This is a genomic window from Mobiluncus mulieris, assembly GCF_014204735.1.
Lineage (GTDB): Bacteria > Actinomycetota > Actinomycetes > Actinomycetales > Actinomycetaceae > Mobiluncus > Mobiluncus mulieris.
Genome location: NZ_JACHMA010000001.1, coordinates 2,176,397 through 2,191,130 on the forward strand (window position 1 = coordinate 2,176,397; position 14,734 = coordinate 2,191,130).

The window sequence follows — 14,734 nt, forward strand, 5'->3', positions numbered from 1 at the left end:
GTTTGTGCTGGTGGCGGGGTTTTGGGGTGGTGGTTTTGGGTCACTCCGTTATGGGTTAGTGTTGTGGCGGGTACAGCCTCGACGAGACGTGGCATCCAACAGTCGGTCAAGCAACTCATCACTGAAAAACTCACGACGCAACTCACCCGCCGCGCCCTCCACCGCCACAACAGCAGCCTTATCATCAACAGCACTCATAGACATAATCAGCATCCTTTCATCTCACCCACCACTTACACAATCTATTTGACACCCTCTCATCGCTCGTATAACGAACTGTGGCACGTGGAGCAGTCCTTGACGCATATCCAAAACCGATTTGCGTGCCAGGCCGATTTTCCACCGGCAACGCGACGCTATCGACGCGCATCTGACTGTGGTCATGGCCGTTTTGGCAGTCTCCCGCTATTTGTACCAAAAGACCGGAATCACCACCAAGAAACTCGTGCGGAAACTCGGGCCAATCTGCAGAACACTAGCCAGAATCGGTAACACAGAAATCCCGATAGACGACCCCATACCAGACGAAATCCAACAAATCCTGCAGAAAATCCCCTTCAACCCCCACACCTAAAATGGGTCACTCCAATTGTGCAACTCAGGTCTGATATGTTCTTGAATGGACACTGGTATCGTCATTCCTTTCCTTCCTGACTAATAGAAAAAATCATTCATCAGGAACCTAAGCCACGAACGAGCCAGTGTCCCCCACAACACGAGGAAACACCCAAACCCGCCAGCCCCTAAAACTGAGCCACCAAGTAGCTCAATTCCAACCGCTCAAACGGCTCACTTTTATTTGACCACACACAACCATCCACGACCTACGCCACACCGCCATCTGTATCTGGCTAGCCGCTGGAATAGACCTCGCCACCGTAAGAGCCTGGGCCGGACACGCCGACCTCACCACCACATCACGCTACACCCACTGGCTAGGAACCAAAGCCGACCAAACCTCCCTAGCCACACTCAACCAAGTCATCCAAAACACCACCAGCCCCAGCCCCGTCACCAGCATCAGCGCAGTAAACGGGGGTACGCACGGGGTACGCGAAAAATGAAACACGACCATGTAACACAAAATCAAACAGGCTACCACCTGGGAAAACAAACAGTCGGGGTACCTGCAATCGCTGCGCGATTGCGTACCCAACCCACAACAAGAATTCAAAGAAAAAAGCCGGGGTACCTGCAATCGCTGCGCGATTGCGTACCCAACCCACAACAAGAATTCAAAGAAAAAAGCCGGGGTACCTGCAATCGCTGCGCGATTGCGTACCCAACCCACAACAAGAATTCAAAGAAAAAAATCGGGGTACCTGCAATCGCTGCGCGATTGCGTACCCAACCCACAACAAGAATTCAAAGAAAAAAGCCGGGGTACCTGCAATCGCTGCGCGATTGCGTACCCAACCCACAACAAGAATTCAAAGAAAAAAGCCGGGGTACCTGCAATCGCTGCGCGATTGCGTACCCAACCCACAACAAGAATTCAAAGAAAAAAATCGGGGTACCTGCAATCGCTGCGCGATTGCGTACCCCTCCCTCGCTCGCATCACAAACTCGAAGGCTTCGCCTTCGGTTTGGATGCTCGCTCGGTCGGGGTGGCGGGATTTGAACCCGCGGCCTCTTCGTCCCGAACGAAGCACGCTACCAAGCTGCGCTACACCCCGTGTGTAACTCTTCGAGTATAACGGCAAGCCGCCATTTTTGGAAACTCACCACATACGTGGCAAAAAAGAGTGAGTATCGTGGTTTTGCGGGGAAGAATCCCCGCAAAACCACATTTCTTCACTGATTTCTGCCACACTCCACCAAAAACGCGGCCGGCGGACAAAACACGCGCCACGGCGTAAACGGCGAAGTCCCCAGCCCAGGACTCACACTCACCCGCATCGCACCGGGTTCCATCACCCGGCTTGGCTGTCCGTCAACCCAAGAAAACACCCCCGAGGCAAAACGCGACCCTAAATCACAGTTCGTCACCAAGGCACGTCCCCCTGGCCAACACACCTGACCCCCATGCGTATGCCCACAAAACACCACATCCGCGCCCGCCGCCTCGAAAGCATCCAAAACCCGCGCATAAGGCGCATGAGCCAAACCAATCCGCAATCGCGCACGATTCCCGGGCGACTCGCCCTCCCGCCCGGCGCTGGAATTCCCGATGGCACCTAATGAATCCGCCCGAAGCGACACCCCACCAGCCGCACCCGCACCCGGAAACCCCGGGAAAACATCGCGACCGATATGCGGATCGTCGACCCCCGCCAAAGCCACCCGCCACCCCGCCGCCGATACCTCCGTCTGGCGGTTATTCACATCCACCCACGGGGAATCCGCCAGGAAATCGCGAAATACCCGACCAAAATCCCCGGAGCCCCCCTGACTTCCGGTTCGCTCAGACCGCGAAACCCGCCGCGAAACCCGCCGCGCGTCACTCCACATACCCGCGCGCGCCGAACCAGCCGAACCAGCCGAGCCAGCCGCCGCGAAACACCGACCGGATCCACGCAATCCAGCGAGCCGCCCAGCCACGCCCTTTACCAGGTATCCCAAGGGATTCCCCGCCCGGTTTGCGTAATAATCATGAGCCCCAAACACGTACGCCCCCGGAACCCCGCTGGCCACCAGCGGCGCGAAAGCCCGCGTGGCCAGGTGCGCGTCGCCAAAACTGGTGGCCAACATATCCCCGGTCAACACGACGAAGTCAAAATCCTGGCCGGCGCGAGTCGCCAAACGACGCAGCCACGCCGTTAAATCCTCGCGCCCACGATACAAATGCGTGTCACTCAAGTGCAAAATCCGCAGCGGAGGCACCGCCCCGGGGGTCGACTCAGTCGCCGCTGTGCCACCGTCCACCGCGTCGCGCGTAGGATTCGGGGATGGAAAAGCCGATGTTTGCGCCGAATTCATGAGGCGCGAGCCGCAAACCCGGGCGGGAACCTGGAATCGAACCAACTGATAGTCATGGGAAGCTCGCTCAGCTGCCCAGGCTGCTGTGCCTGCGGCTATGCCACCAAGCGCTACCCACTGTCCTAAGGCCATAACTTCCCTCTCTGTCTATGCCGGAACTTCCCTAGGCCACGTTCGCAACCGCAGTGACGGCCACGACTGGCCGCCACTGTCACTACTTTAGAAAAGTTACCATTTGATAAGTATCCGTTTTCATTGCGTCGCCCCGCCGGGTGCCGGAGCCGGCGCGGGAGGAGCCGGGTTGCCGCCCGGGTTCGTGGAATCCCCCGAACCGCCGGGGCTCGTGGCATTTCCGCTACCGCCGTCCGCGCCACCATTCGTGCCGCCATTCGCGCCACCATTCGTGCCACCATTCGCGCCACCACCAGGTTGAGCGGGGGTAGTCGGATTGTCGGCACCATTACCCCCGGCGTTGCCAGAACCACCGTTATGTAATCCCCCGCGGCCGTTTCCTCCCGGGGCACCCGGGGCACCCGGGGCACCCGGGGCTCCCGGGGCACCCGGGGTCGGAGTGCTGACATTCGGAGTGGGCTTGATGGTAGCATCAGAATCCGTCACTTTCGCAAAGGCACGTCCCCCTCCCAAACTCACCTGAGGTAATGGGGCGACTGGCACGCCATTCAAAGCGCCATTCATGAACGTCGCCCAGGCTGGAGCCGCCAGGGACGCACCGAAAAACGAGCCGTAATAGCGTCCCCCGATAACCTGGTGACCCACCGGAATATTACCGTTAGAATGCCCCACCCAGATGGCGGCCGACAGCTGCGGGACGAAACCCGCGCACCAAGTATTGTCGTTCACGTCGGTGGTGCCGGTTTTACCCGCCGCCGGGCGGGAAATCGCGGCGGTGGAACCCGGTCCTCTGCGCAGTGCCCCTTGCAGGGTAACAGCCACCTTGTCGGCCACATCCGGGGTTAACACTTGGTGGCAGTTCGCGGTGGGCACATCGTAGGATTTCCCGGTGGAATCCGTCACTGAGGTGATGCCTACCGGCGAACAAAACACCCCGTGGGACGCGAAAGTCGCATAGGCATTCGCCATCTGCAGCGGGGTGGCGTTACCCGCCCCAATCACAAAAGCCGGGTTGGGGGTCAGCGGTGTCCCGTTAGGCTTGGTAACACCCAATTTTGCGGCAGTATTCGCAATATCGCACAAATCCATTTTGGAGGCCATATCGATAAACACCCCGTTGACTGAGTACGCGGTACCACTCTCCACGGTCATCGCACCGCGCTTGAGTTCGCCGGTTTCCGAAAAGGAATAGTCCACCGCCAGTTCCGGAGCACAAGAGATATTCCATTCGTGTCGCGGCACCAGGTAGCGACCGCCAACCACATCCAGCCCGCCGTGGCCTTCTTGGTACCACTGGGTGAGGGTAAAGACCTTGAAGGTTGACCCGGTAGGGAAACCCGCATTACCCCCGTGGTTGTAATCGGCATTATACGAAGTCTCGGTCACCCCGTTATTACCGGGTTCAACCCCAAAATTGGTGTTTTGCGCCATCGCTAGAATTTTGCCGGTTCCCGGTTGAACGCTGGACAGTGCAATCTTGACATCCGAGGGGTCGCCTACGGGGATACGCCCGGTTATTGCGTCAAAAGCGGCTTGTTGGGTTTTGGGATCCAGGGTGGTTTTAATCTCTAACCCCCCGCGCAACAGCAAACGTTGGCGTTCGGCGTAGGTCGCTCCGAATTCCGGCGAAGACAGAATCTCGCCCACCACCCAGGAACAAAAATACGCCGCGTTGCCGGCCAGACCGCAGCCTTGCTGGGCATTCGAGACTTTCAACAGTTTCGCTATGGGGAATGCGGCCGCTTGGTCACGTTGCGCGGCGGTGATATATCCGTCGCGCACCATCGCCGCTAAAACCGCGTGTTGGCGTAGGGTGGCGGATTTCGGGTTGGTTACGGGGTCGTGTCCATTAGGTGATTGCGGAATTCCAGCTAAAAGCGTGGCTTCAGCCAAAGAAAGGTCTTTAGCGGATTTCGAGAAATAATGTCGCGAGGCGGCTTCCACCCCGTAGACCGACGGTCCGAACTGGGCGATGTTGAGGTAGCCTTCCAGGATGTCAGATTTCGACATTTTTTGTTCCAGGGACAGTGCTAGTTTGGCTTCCCGCGCCTTGCGTTCAATGGTGGTCTCGGAGGCGGCATCAATCATATCCGGGTCGCCAGCAGCCCGGCCTTGTTCTATCAGCAGGTTTTTCACATACTGCTGGGTCAAGGTAGAGGCTCCCTGCAGGTTGTTGCCTGCCAGATTCGACAACAGCGCACGGCTCATGCCCTCAATATCCACCCCGCGGTGTTCCAGGAAGCGGCGATCTTCGATGGCCACCACGGCTTGTTGCAGGGTACGCGCCACGTCCTTCAACGGCACCGCTATCCGGTTTTCCGCGAAAAATTCAGCGATTTGAGTGCCGTCGGCAGCGGTGATAATGGATTTCATCGAAGGCTGCGAAGCCGTGAAATCACTGGGTAAATCGTCGAAGGATTGCATTCCTTTGGCGCTGACCAGAGCGGCGGTTCCCACCACCGGCAAGGCCAGCCCGGCGGTAAAAATCCCGGCCACAGCACAGGCCGCCACAAAGGCTATCAGCAGTCCTACCACCCGAATTTTGCGTACTGGACACCCGGTGTTCACGGTTTCATTCCCCATGTCTCAAGTTTAGAGCCTCTCCGCTCGGGTTTCCACTAGATTCAAAACCAGCTTGGCGGCGGCATTTTGTGCCGCTGCCAAGCGAAGTTTCCCCGCGTTGCGTCCGGGGTGAATGTCAGGACTTCCCGCCGCCACCCGTGGTGGCCTAATTCGTGTTGACCTGGGATTGTACCCTAAAAAGCATGGCTTCGCCCGCCCAATCATCAGAGCGGCCTTGAAGTTTTACTGTTTCCTGACTAAGATTTTAGACGTTACGGACGTCTAGTAGAAAGATGAGTATGTCAGTCAATGGAGACCAGACGTGGGCCGCGCAAGCTCTGTGCGCGGATATCCCCCCAGATCAACTTTTCGTTCAAGGAGCTGCCCAGCGCGAGGTTCGCTCGATTTGCTTCGGCTGCCCGGTGCGTATCGAATGCCTTGCCGATGCCTTGGATTCCCGCGCCTCTTTCGGGGTGTGGGGGGGCTTGACAGAGCGGGAGCGCCGCGCCATGTTGCGTAACTATCCCGAGGTCAAGTCCTGGGAGAAATGGTTGCGTGAAGCCGACGACACTTTGGCCGAGGAATTGCGCACTAAACACGCTCCTCACGTTTTGGCGCATGTGCGAGCCTCGAAACGCGCTACTGCCGTGAAAATAGGATAGAGTGCAGACATGACGAAATGGGAATATCTCACAGCTCCGCTGCTGGTTCACAACACGAAACAGATTCTTGACCAGTTCGGTCAAGACGGCTGGGAGCTGGTTGCGGTTGTGCCCGGTCCGGGTGGTTCGGATTCGCTGGTGGGTTACTTTAAACGTCCCCTCTAGGGGTCGGTTTCACGAGGTGCCAGCGTAAATTCTTGGCACCTCGTGAAAATATATCCCCCCGGGAGTCACCAAAGCCAAGCGGGGCAGCCGTAACCGCGTCGCTGGTTCAAGAGGCACGTCGGTTCAACCGTTCCCAGTCAATGATGGTAATTAGCCGGTTTTCGTGGGTAATCCAGGCGCGATTACAGAAATCCGCCAGGATTTTATTCGCGGTTTCCCGCGAGGCTCCAATCATTTGTGACAGTTCCCGTTGGGTCAGCCCGCGTGGCAACACCAGTCCGCCTTCGCTGGTTTCGCCGAAACGCTCCCCCAGATACAGCAAAACCGCTGCCAAACGTCCGGGCACGTCCAAGTCCCGGATTGTCATAGTGCGTTCATAGCGTTGCTGGGTTAACGCCGCAAAGGATCGCAACAGTTGCATTTCTAAATTGTGGTTGTCGGCCAGAACCTGGCGCATATCCTCGACGTGCGCCCAGGTGACCTCGACTGATTCCATAGAGGTAGCGGTATAGAACCACACATTCTCGCCCACCAGTGCTTCCAGGCCGAATACGTCACCCGGACCGAGGATTTCCAACAGGTGGTCACGCCCTAGGGTTGACAACCGCGTCAACTTTACTTTCCCGGATTTCAAGGCAAAAACCCGATTCAAGGGGTCGCCAGAGTTGGAGAATTGAAACCGTTCCTCCATGGTGACCCGGTTAACTTTATCGCCCAGCTTTTTCATGACCCGTTCGAAAAACTCGCCGGTGCGGATGCGCATAGTCGCCAGATTGGTTTCTTCGACCACTTATCCCTCCCGGTATTCTTTGGCGCGGATTCTGGTGGCGACCGCGCGCCAGCTAAAATTCACCGGAGTTTCGGCTCGCGCCTCGTGAAGTCGCAGGCTTCACGAGGCGCCATCCGAAACCCTGGCTTTTCGTTTTATTGTAGTGCTTCTGTCTTGGCCAGGGCCTTGTCCGCGATTTGGTCGGTGCGACCGCGACGCCGCGCGGTGTGACCCACAACCCCAATCATTAACAGGGCGACCCCCATCGCCAGGAAATCCCCCGAGAAACCCGAAGAGGCCAAGAAATAAGACAAGTTCTGGAAAGGAATAAGCTTGGAATTCGACAACCACGTCAAGGTTGAATCAAGGTTATTCTTGATAAATACCGGCATCACCACAAAGGATAATCCGCCAAGAGTCACCAGGATTCCCACCAGGAAGGGACCCAGCGAGGACAAGCGAGCCGCGAGTCCCATTATCACTACCAGCGCCAGGCCTAATACCAGGTAGCTCAGGCCTTCTATCGAGTAGCGACCCGTATTAAAAGTGGATTCTGCGGTTGCATAGAGCAACCCGTGAGAGTGCTTCAGGAAAGCCCAGGCAAAAGGCAAGGCCAACAGACAGGTCAGCAAAGACCCGAAATGTGCCCCCGCGCGCGAGATTTTCGCGGGCTTGATAGAAGCGCCGGCCAAAACGGTGGCCTCGTTGAGCTGGGTGTCTTCCTTGCCCAGCAGTTGCGCGGGTCGCGGCTGCCACTGGGGTTCTCCAGTTTCACCCGTCGGGGGATTAAGCGGGGCAATAGTTTCGGTGGTTTGCCCTCCCAGCAGGGATTTGCGACGTACCACCGTGGTTTCCGAATCCCCATCCGTGGTGAAATTGGCCTCGGCTTGCGCAGCTACCTGCGGTTCTTGCGGCAATTCTGGTTGCGGATAGGGACTGGGCACGCCGAGGACAGGGGCAGGCTTTTCGCCCGGCGCAGCCTCGTTCGAGTCCGCGCTTCGCGGTGGCGCGACCGCCGTTTCCGGGTCTGGCACCGCGTCGTCCTCCGGTTGGATTACGGTTTCATGAGGTGCCTCGGAGGAAACCGGACTTTTCTCTACCGGGGCGGGACTTTCCTCAGCTGCGGCGGGGCTTTCGCCCGCCGCGTTATCTTCCGATTCTGGGTCTTGCGGCTCGGGATTTTTCGTTTTCCCCAAGACGGGACTTGATAGAGTTGAATTTTCCGGGGAGTTAGCCGTGTCCTTAACCGCCGCCACTGCTTCCGGTTCCCTCGTTTCGACCGGTTGAGGCGGCACATCCACCACCGTAGTGGGCGACACATCCGGGGTATCGACCCCCGGGGTTTCCCCTGAATCCTCACGACCAGCAGTGGACGTGGTTGACGAATCTTCGGGAAGAATCACCGGTGTTTCCGTTAGGCTCTCTTCAGAGAGAAAGATGGCATTTCCTGTCAAATCTGGCTCTTGCTTGCGCAGATATTCTGGCAGGTCTTGGGTCTGATTATCGGTTTCGTTCACGGGTCTCTCCTGTCGACAGTCTCCCTCTAAGTTAGCTCAAAACCCCCGTGATACTCTGCTGCCACACCGTTATAACTTACGCCCGGAACGTAAATGGCACCTCATGAACCCTAAATGACCCCAGTGGCGGCGAGCTCCTCGAGCTGATCACGCTTACCCGACTGGCGACACCAATACAGGGTTAAACCGCAAGCTATCAACACAAACCCGAAGGCAGTCAAAGGCCCGCCCGACACGTGCATCGAAGCGGTGAGACGCTCGGAAAAAAACTGTACCATATGCTCGGTCCACCCGGAAGTGGAAACCTCGCCGAAAGTCAAAACTACCCCGGGAATAACCCCGCACACGAAACCCGCCACGAACAGACCCGCCGCCGAACGCGAACCCGCGTAAACCTCTATAAACAACAGCAAAATCCCTAAAATCGGCAGACCATACTGTGCCACCGGCGGGAACTCCGTGATATGCCCCGTCGCGCCTGTAATCACCGCCAGACGATCATGCAGCGGAATCAAAGACAGCATCCCCCCCGTGTTACACACCAGGGCAATAACTATGGACAGGAAATGATCGCGGTGGCGCGACCGCGGCACCACCGGCTCGCCCGGCTGTTTATCTACCGTTTCCATCACCTGGTGTTCTTTGCGGGTCATTTCGCGCCCCGAAAGATACGCCACCTGGGAAGCCAAGGAAGCCCCCACCATCACAATCGCCATGGTCGGGAACAAACCTGAAGCCGTCAAAGTCGAGACCCCACCCAGGAAATCCCACCACAAGGAACGATCCGAAACCCCGGTTAACGTGTCGTTATGCGAGGCCACCAGGGAACGAATGGGACCGGCCAAAACCGTGAGCAACACCGGCCACAAGGCGGAAACCGCCCAAGACAACGACGAGAAATACCCTGTCACCACGCCAGTCAAGGCAAAAAGCGAAGTCGCCGCGAGGATTTCAAACAACCCCAGAATCACGGCGGGAATCCCGCCGGCATGGGCGGCATCCATCATGGTTTTACAGCCGTAAATCATAAAGCTCATCGCTACGGGCGTGATGAAAAGCCCTGAGAAAATCCCAATCAGGTTGGATTTCAAGGTATTGGGCGGCGGTTTGGGGGCTTTGGGTTCCGCTGGGGGCTTGGATTGGTCACGAACCGGGGCAGTGGAATCGGCGGTTTCAGCCGAAGGCTTCGCGCCAGGCGCGGCGCTCGGTTCGACCCCGGCCGGATTGGTCAAGTCACCCGCACCCAAGTCCGGCGCATCATCCACAGCGTCCGGCGCCGTCAACTCTATCGTTTCCCCCGGCTCAGGCTGGATTTGATTCGGGGTCTGGGCGGGGGCTTGCCCTGGAACAGGTGCGCCTTGATTTAGAGAATCCGGCACCGCCTCGACTGAAAATGCAGTCAATTCGTCTGGTTCAGACGATGTCAGCGGCACTGGATTTTGTGCCGGGTTCGACACACCTGGCGCGCGATTCGCGGCTCGACTGGGGGCTGGTTTTGGCCGGGGTCGCGCCGCTCTGCCGGTCGGGGCGGCCGGAGCGGCCGGGGCGGCCGGGGTGGGTGACGCGGGTGACGCGCCCTGCCCGGCAGCGGATATGCTGCCGGCTTGGCGCCTGGATCGACTCGTCATTCGCGCGACTGACGGTGTCGCTTGAAAAGCCTCGGGGTTTGCAGCCACGCCGGGTTGGTTCGGTGCGGCTGATGGTCTCGGATTCATGAGGGGCATGCCGGATTGGCTGGCACTCCCCGAAGAAAACGCTGGACTAGTGGGGGTTCCCGGCGTGGGATTTCGGCGCGGCATCGCTGGTGCGCCACCTTGACCCGGCATCCCGGGCGGGCCAGGGTGGGGCTGTCGCGCCATTCCTGCGCCAGGCATACCCGGCATCCCCGGCATTACGGGTTGGGGTTGTCCCGGCATTGGTGTCATTCCCGGCATCCCCGGCATTCCACCGGGTGGAACCGAGCCGGGCATTCCGGGTCGTCCTGCCGGTCGCGGCTGCCCCGGTTGCGCGGCTGCCCCGGGCATTCCGGGCATTCCTCGACCTGGGTTTAGGGGCTGTCCGCCGCGATGACCCGGCGTGGGCATCCCCTGGTTTGGCACCGGTACCACCGGCCACTCCCCAGCACCGCCGCGACGATTACGGCGCGACGGGAAACCGACCCGCCCCGAATCTGCGGGCGGTTGAAACGGTGGTTGGGGCGTATCAGACACAATTCGATTGTATAACGCCGGTCATAACACTTCCTAAGTTTGCGCTAAACAGGTCCTGAAAACAGAAGTTTTCCTTGGCCAGATAGTGGTTTTCTCAGTTTTCCACAACCGGGCTAAAACCCCTTTAATCCACAGGAAAATAATCTGTGCCTGGTTCTCGGCCTCTGCCGCCCGCCACACTGGGGTCATGGAAAACATCGCCACGCTGTTATGTACTCGGGATGAAACCCAGTTGGTTCAACACGTTACTCGCCTGGCTCACTTGGCGGGAATCGTCCTCAAGGTTGACCGCCAGCCTTCGCCCGGCTATTGGCCAGGCACCGCTCTGGTTTTGACATCCCCCCAAGTTCGCCATCTCGCGCCCCGCCACGCCGTGGCGGTGTCTTTGGCTGGCAGCGGCTCTAAAAGTGACCTGGTGTTGCCCCAAGACGAAGAGCAAGTCCTCGCTTTGCTCAGCTCTAAACGACCCCAGGCTCAAGTGATCGGGGTGCGCGGTTTGGTTTCCGGGGTGAACACGACCGTCACAGCGGCCTTGCTTGCCCAGTCTTGTTTCGAGGTTGCCTGGAGCCAAGAACAAATCACATCTAAAACCTCTGGCGCTGTCGATTTAGGAAACTATACTGATTCCGACTGGAAAAATACCGTGTGTCTAGTGGATTTCAGCGGCTCAACTTTACCGCTCGGAGCCTATTTGGCTCCGTTTCACGGCACTAGCTGGGATTGGCGCCAGCTACTGCGCCCCGGGCTGCCCGCCCCTTTCCGTCTCGCGGCGGGACTCCCCCGGTGGGGCGAGGTCGCGGTGCTCAGCGGCTCGGGTTTTATTCCCCCCAGCCAGCTTTCGCAAGCTCAAGCGGTGCTCCGTGCCCTCACCCAGGCTTTTCGTCTGGTCGTAGTGGACTTCGGGATGGCGGTAAATCCACTGGATTTGGCGGTGGCTGCCCAGATTTGGGTGGGAAACTGCACCCGGCAAACCGTTTTGGCCTGGGAAGACGTGGTGTTGCACCCGAGCAAAGCAGCGAACAAAGTGCCGACGTACTTGATGCAAGAATCCGCCGGGAGCCTTCCCGTCAACCAGGTCAACCATGCTTTAAAAGCGACACATCTAGATATCCCCGTATTCCGCCTCGCTAATCACCCCAAAGACCAAAAACTGTGGAATCAAGAAGGTATCTATTGGCCGGCGCGTAAAGCGGTGCGTCGCGAATTTGAGGCCATCGCCCATCGCGTGTACCAAGACCTGGACGCGTTTCAAAACCAGTGGCCATCGTTGCGGATTACACCTCATGAATCCGCCCCCACCAACGCAACCGGCTGGCAGGTGGAAGCATGAGTGTGCTCGCGATGCGCCGGGCAGTGGCGACCGGCACCGCCCCGGAGGAAGCATTCCTGCAGGTCGCTCCCCCTTTCGCCACCACGTCTGAGCTGGCAGCGGGGGCGCGGGGTTTACGTCAATCTCTCGAAGGCATCGATGCCCCGCTGGGTGCCTTGCTGTCACGACCCGGAGTGACCGACGTGCTGGTAAATTCGCCCGAAGAAGCCTGGATTGATGCGGGACACGGCCTGGAACGCGTCGAGGATTTCCATCTGGATTCCGCTGGGTCTTTGCGGCAAATGGCGGTGCGGATGGCTGCGGCCGCTGGGCAACGCCTGGATGATGCGACTCCGATAGTTGATGCGACCCTACCTTCCGGGGTGCGCCTGCACGCGGTGTTACCCCCGCTTTCCGGGGCTTCCACCGTGTTGTCGTTGCGCGTGCCGGCTCCGCTGGCGATGAGTCCAGAACAGCTGATTGCCTCGGGCATGATTACCCCGTGGCTGGCCGAAGTCCTGGGGCGACTTGTCCAAGGCAAGGTATCCGGGCTGGTCACGGGGGCTACGGGCACCGGGAAAACCACGTTGCTGGCGTGTTTGTTGGGGCTGATTGACCCCGGGGAACGCCTGATTTGTATCGAAGAAGTCTCGGAGTTGCGTCCCAATCACCCCCATGTGGTCCACCTGCAGGCTCGCAAGGACAATGTACAGGGTGCCGGCGGGGTATCGCTGTCGGATCTAGTGAAAGCCGCGATGCGGATGCGACCCGATCGGCTGATTCTGGGCGAGGCTCGCGGCCCGGAGGTGCGCGAGATGCTTTCGGCTTTGAATACGGGGCATCGCGGGGGCTGGGCTACGATTCACGCCAATTCGGCCGTGGAAGTGCCCGCCCGACTAGAGGCCTTGGGAGCTTTGGCGGGGATGAGCCGCGACACCGTGTGCGCCCAGGCACTGCCGGCCTTCGAGGTGGTGGTGCATTTGCGGCGCTTCCAGGCAGAGAACGGGCGAGTGCGACGCCAAGTAGTGCAACTAGCGCGGTTATGTCGCAATGCGCGCGGCGAGTTGGCCGCCGAGGCCGTGTTAGAGATTGGCGCCGACGGGGTGGCACGGGGGCTCACGGCCTGGCCAGAGTTCGCCGCACGACTGGGTTTACCCGCGCGGATTCCCAGCGGCGACAGCGGTTTTAGTGCTGGGGCGGGTGGTGCCGCAGGTGGTGTCGACGGTGCCAGTGACACCCCGCCGTCCGCTGGAGGTTCTGGTGGAGCTGTTGGTTGCGTCGGGGTTCATGAGGGGATAGCTCTGGGGAGGAGGCGATTGGATGGATAACACCCAAGAAATATCTTTAGTTGTGGCTGTGGTGCTGCTGGTCGGCGCAGGAATTATCGCGGGAATAGGCGCGAATATCCGCAAAGTCGACGCTGAATTAGGCCAGGCACCAAAGCAGAGGAAACGCCGAAAAATCGGCTCGCGCCTCATGAAACCGAAACTAAAAGAACTTGACGCGGGAATGCTGTGCGCCGAGGTCGCGACGCGGCTGATTGCCGGGGCGGATATTGCTTCGGCCTGGGAAGTGACTTTGCGTCGTTTACACCCAGATTTGGATTTTGCGGCGGCAAAAGCCTTTGCCGAGAATCCCCACGAAAACTGGCGCCACCGATTCCGGGGGCAGGTTGCGCGCAATCCGTTGGCAACCCTGCACCACAAAGAAGCCACAGCGGCCGCTCTGCGCGCCATGTTTATTGCTACCGCCGTATCCACCGAGGTCGGAGCGCCTTTGGCCGAGATTTTGACCCGGGTGGCCGATGGGATTGCCGCCCAACTTGAAGCCGGGGCGAAACGTCACGCTGCCCAGGTCGGCCCGCGTGCCACCGCCCGGTTGTTGGGGGTGCTGCCCCTGGCGGCGCTGGTAATGGCCAGTTTCATTGGGGTAGACGTGCTGGGGATGGCGTTGTCTGGGGGCTTGAACACGGGGATTTTCGTGGTCGGAGCGGTGTTGATGGTGGTGGGCAATCTGTGGTCACACGCGATGATTCGCCGTGCCATGAACCCGGGGGTTAGCGGCCTGGATCCGACCCTGGCAATGGATATTATCGCGGCCTGCCAGGAAAACGGGGTGTCGTTGACGGCCTCTTTGCAGGCCGTGAGTGCCGCCAGTAGCGAGACAGATTTGGCTGTAGTGGCGCGGATGCTGCTGTTGGGGGCGAGCTGGGAGGAAGCCTGGTCGGATTCGGATGGGAAATGGGAACAGCTTTCCGACGTGTTGCAACCCGCCTGGGAGGAGGGAGCCTCGCCCGTGCCGCTGCTGGTGCGCGGCGCGGCGCGAACCCGGGCGCATTTGACCCACGAGGCGGTCAATGCCGCCGAGAAACTCGGGGTGCGGCTGGTGGTGCCGCTCGGGGTGTGTTTACTGCCGGCGTTTTTTGCGCTGGGAATCGTGCCGGTGGTGGTTTCCACCCTGGAGGGACTGCTGGCGAACTAGACTTCCCC

Annotated in this window: 13 protein-coding genes, 1 tRNA gene and 1 pseudogene; 6 read left to right on the forward strand and 9 right to left on the reverse strand. The window is 59.2% G+C overall.

The features are described 5' to 3' along the window. Positions 1-48: 48 nt before the first annotated feature. On the reverse strand, positions 49-198 hold the full coding sequence (locus tag F4555_RS09625) for a hypothetical protein (protein ID WP_169305152.1): 150 nt from the start codon (positions 196-198) through the stop codon (positions 49-51). Between the two features lie 69 nt (positions 199-267). Between F4555_RS09625 and F4555_RS09630 the strand changes: the two are divergent. Continuing rightward, positions 268-574: pseudogene (locus F4555_RS09630) on the forward strand (IS1634 family transposase); the annotation flags it as partial. A gap of 348 nt (positions 575-922) precedes the next feature. Here the strand turns inward: F4555_RS09630 and F4555_RS11375 are convergent. The 5 genes from F4555_RS11375 to F4555_RS11380 all read right to left on the reverse strand — a co-directional run bounded on the left by F4555_RS11375 (position 923) and on the right by F4555_RS11380 (position 5,769). Next, complete coding sequence (locus tag F4555_RS11375) at positions 923-1,090, reverse strand: hypothetical protein (protein ID WP_036342873.1); 168 nt, start codon at positions 1,088-1,090, stop codon at positions 923-925. A gap of 512 nt (positions 1,091-1,602) precedes the next feature. Next, a tRNA-Pro gene (locus tag F4555_RS09640) sits at positions 1,603-1,676 on the reverse strand. 118 nt (positions 1,677-1,794) lie between these two features. Continuing rightward, a complete protein-coding gene (locus F4555_RS09645; protein WP_115325695.1) occupies positions 1,795-3,051 on the reverse strand; it encodes a metallophosphoesterase in 1,257 nt (418 codons plus the stop codon). Positions 3,052-3,171: 120 nt separating this feature from the next. Then, positions 3,172-5,634, reverse strand: a complete 2,463-nt coding sequence (locus F4555_RS09650; RefSeq protein ID WP_115325694.1) for a transglycosylase domain-containing protein — start codon at positions 5,632-5,634, stop codon at positions 3,172-3,174. Between the two features lie 9 nt (positions 5,635-5,643). Then, the gene (locus F4555_RS11380; protein ID WP_004015992.1) at positions 5,644-5,769 is read right to left on the reverse strand and encodes a hypothetical protein; all 126 of its coding nucleotides are present in this window, start codon (positions 5,767-5,769) and stop codon (positions 5,644-5,646) included. A gap of 137 nt (positions 5,770-5,906) precedes the next feature. Here F4555_RS11380 and F4555_RS09655 point away from each other — a divergent pair, with 137 nt between their 5' ends. Next, entirely contained in the window at positions 5,907-6,275 is a 369-nt protein-coding gene (locus F4555_RS09655) for a WhiB family transcriptional regulator (RefSeq protein ID WP_004013585.1), read from the forward strand. Positions 6,276-6,284: 9 nt separating this feature from the next. Beyond that, positions 6,285-6,440: a Sp36 family protein gene (gene sp36 / locus F4555_RS09660; protein ID WP_004013584.1), complete on the forward strand. Its 156-nt coding sequence runs from the start codon at positions 6,285-6,287 to the stop codon at positions 6,438-6,440. 106 nt (positions 6,441-6,546) lie between these two features. Here the strand turns inward: sp36 and F4555_RS09665 are convergent, their stop codons facing one another. The 3 genes from F4555_RS09665 to F4555_RS09675 form a co-directional block, all read right to left on the reverse strand. Beyond that, complete coding sequence (locus tag F4555_RS09665) at positions 6,547-7,230, reverse strand: Crp/Fnr family transcriptional regulator (RefSeq protein ID WP_004013583.1); 684 nt, start codon at positions 7,228-7,230, stop codon at positions 6,547-6,549. Positions 7,231-7,364: 134 nt separating this feature from the next. After that, positions 7,365-8,726, reverse strand: coding sequence for a hypothetical protein (locus F4555_RS09670; protein WP_004572121.1), 1,362 nt, complete (start codon positions 8,724-8,726; stop codon positions 7,365-7,367). A 110-nt stretch (positions 8,727-8,836) separates the two neighbouring features. Beyond that, complete coding sequence (locus F4555_RS09675) at positions 8,837-10,936, reverse strand: adhesin (RefSeq protein WP_115325693.1); 2,100 nt, start codon at positions 10,934-10,936, stop codon at positions 8,837-8,839. Between the two features lie 187 nt (positions 10,937-11,123). On the opposite strand from F4555_RS09675, the gene F4555_RS09680 reads away from it, so the two are divergent. From F4555_RS09680 to F4555_RS09690, 3 genes are read left to right on the forward strand one after another with little or no spacing between them, the layout of a single operon-like run. Continuing rightward, a complete protein-coding gene (locus tag F4555_RS09680; protein ID WP_004013579.1) occupies positions 11,124-12,266 on the forward strand; it encodes a CpaE-like family protein in 1,143 nt (380 codons plus the stop codon). Then, positions 12,263-13,573: a TadA family conjugal transfer-associated ATPase gene (locus F4555_RS09685; protein WP_004013578.1), complete on the forward strand. Its 1,311-nt coding sequence runs from the start codon at positions 12,263-12,265 to the stop codon at positions 13,571-13,573. Before F4555_RS09680 ends, F4555_RS09685 begins: the two co-directional genes overlap by 4 nt. Beyond that, the gene (locus F4555_RS09690) at positions 13,566-14,726 is read left to right on the forward strand and encodes a type II secretion system F family protein (RefSeq protein WP_004013577.1); all 1,161 of its coding nucleotides are present in this window, start codon (positions 13,566-13,568) and stop codon (positions 14,724-14,726) included. The genes F4555_RS09685 and F4555_RS09690 overlap by 8 nt, the downstream gene beginning before the upstream one ends. Positions 14,727-14,734 lie beyond the last annotated feature (8 nt).

Excerpts from the sequence above, each read along its gene's own strand:
- F4555_RS09685 (WP_004013578.1), top strand. The coding sequence starts at position 12,263 with ATGAGTGTGCTCGCGATGCGCCGGGCAGTGGCGACCGGCACCGCCCCG.
- F4555_RS09655 (WP_004013585.1), top strand. The coding sequence starts at position 5,907 with ATGAGTATGTCAGTCAATGGAGACCAGACGTGGGCCGCGCAAGCTCTG.
- sp36 (WP_004013584.1), top strand. The coding sequence starts at position 6,285 with ATGACGAAATGGGAATATCTCACAGCTCCGCTGCTGGTTCACAACACG.
- F4555_RS09690 (WP_004013577.1), top strand. The coding sequence starts at position 13,566 with ATGGATAACACCCAAGAAATATCTTTAGTTGTGGCTGTGGTGCTGCTG.
- F4555_RS09625 (WP_169305152.1), bottom strand. The coding sequence starts at position 198 with ATGAGTGCTGTTGATGATAAGGCTGCTGTTGTGGCGGTGGAGGGCGCG.
- F4555_RS09645 (WP_115325695.1), bottom strand. The coding sequence starts at position 3,051 with ATGGCCTTAGGACAGTGGGTAGCGCTTGGTGGCATAGCCGCAGGCACA.
- F4555_RS09680 (WP_004013579.1), top strand. The coding sequence starts at position 11,124 with ATGGAAAACATCGCCACGCTGTTATGTACTCGGGATGAAACCCAGTTG.
- F4555_RS09650 (WP_115325694.1), bottom strand. The coding sequence starts at position 5,634 with ATGGGGAATGAAACCGTGAACACCGGGTGTCCAGTACGCAAAATTCGG.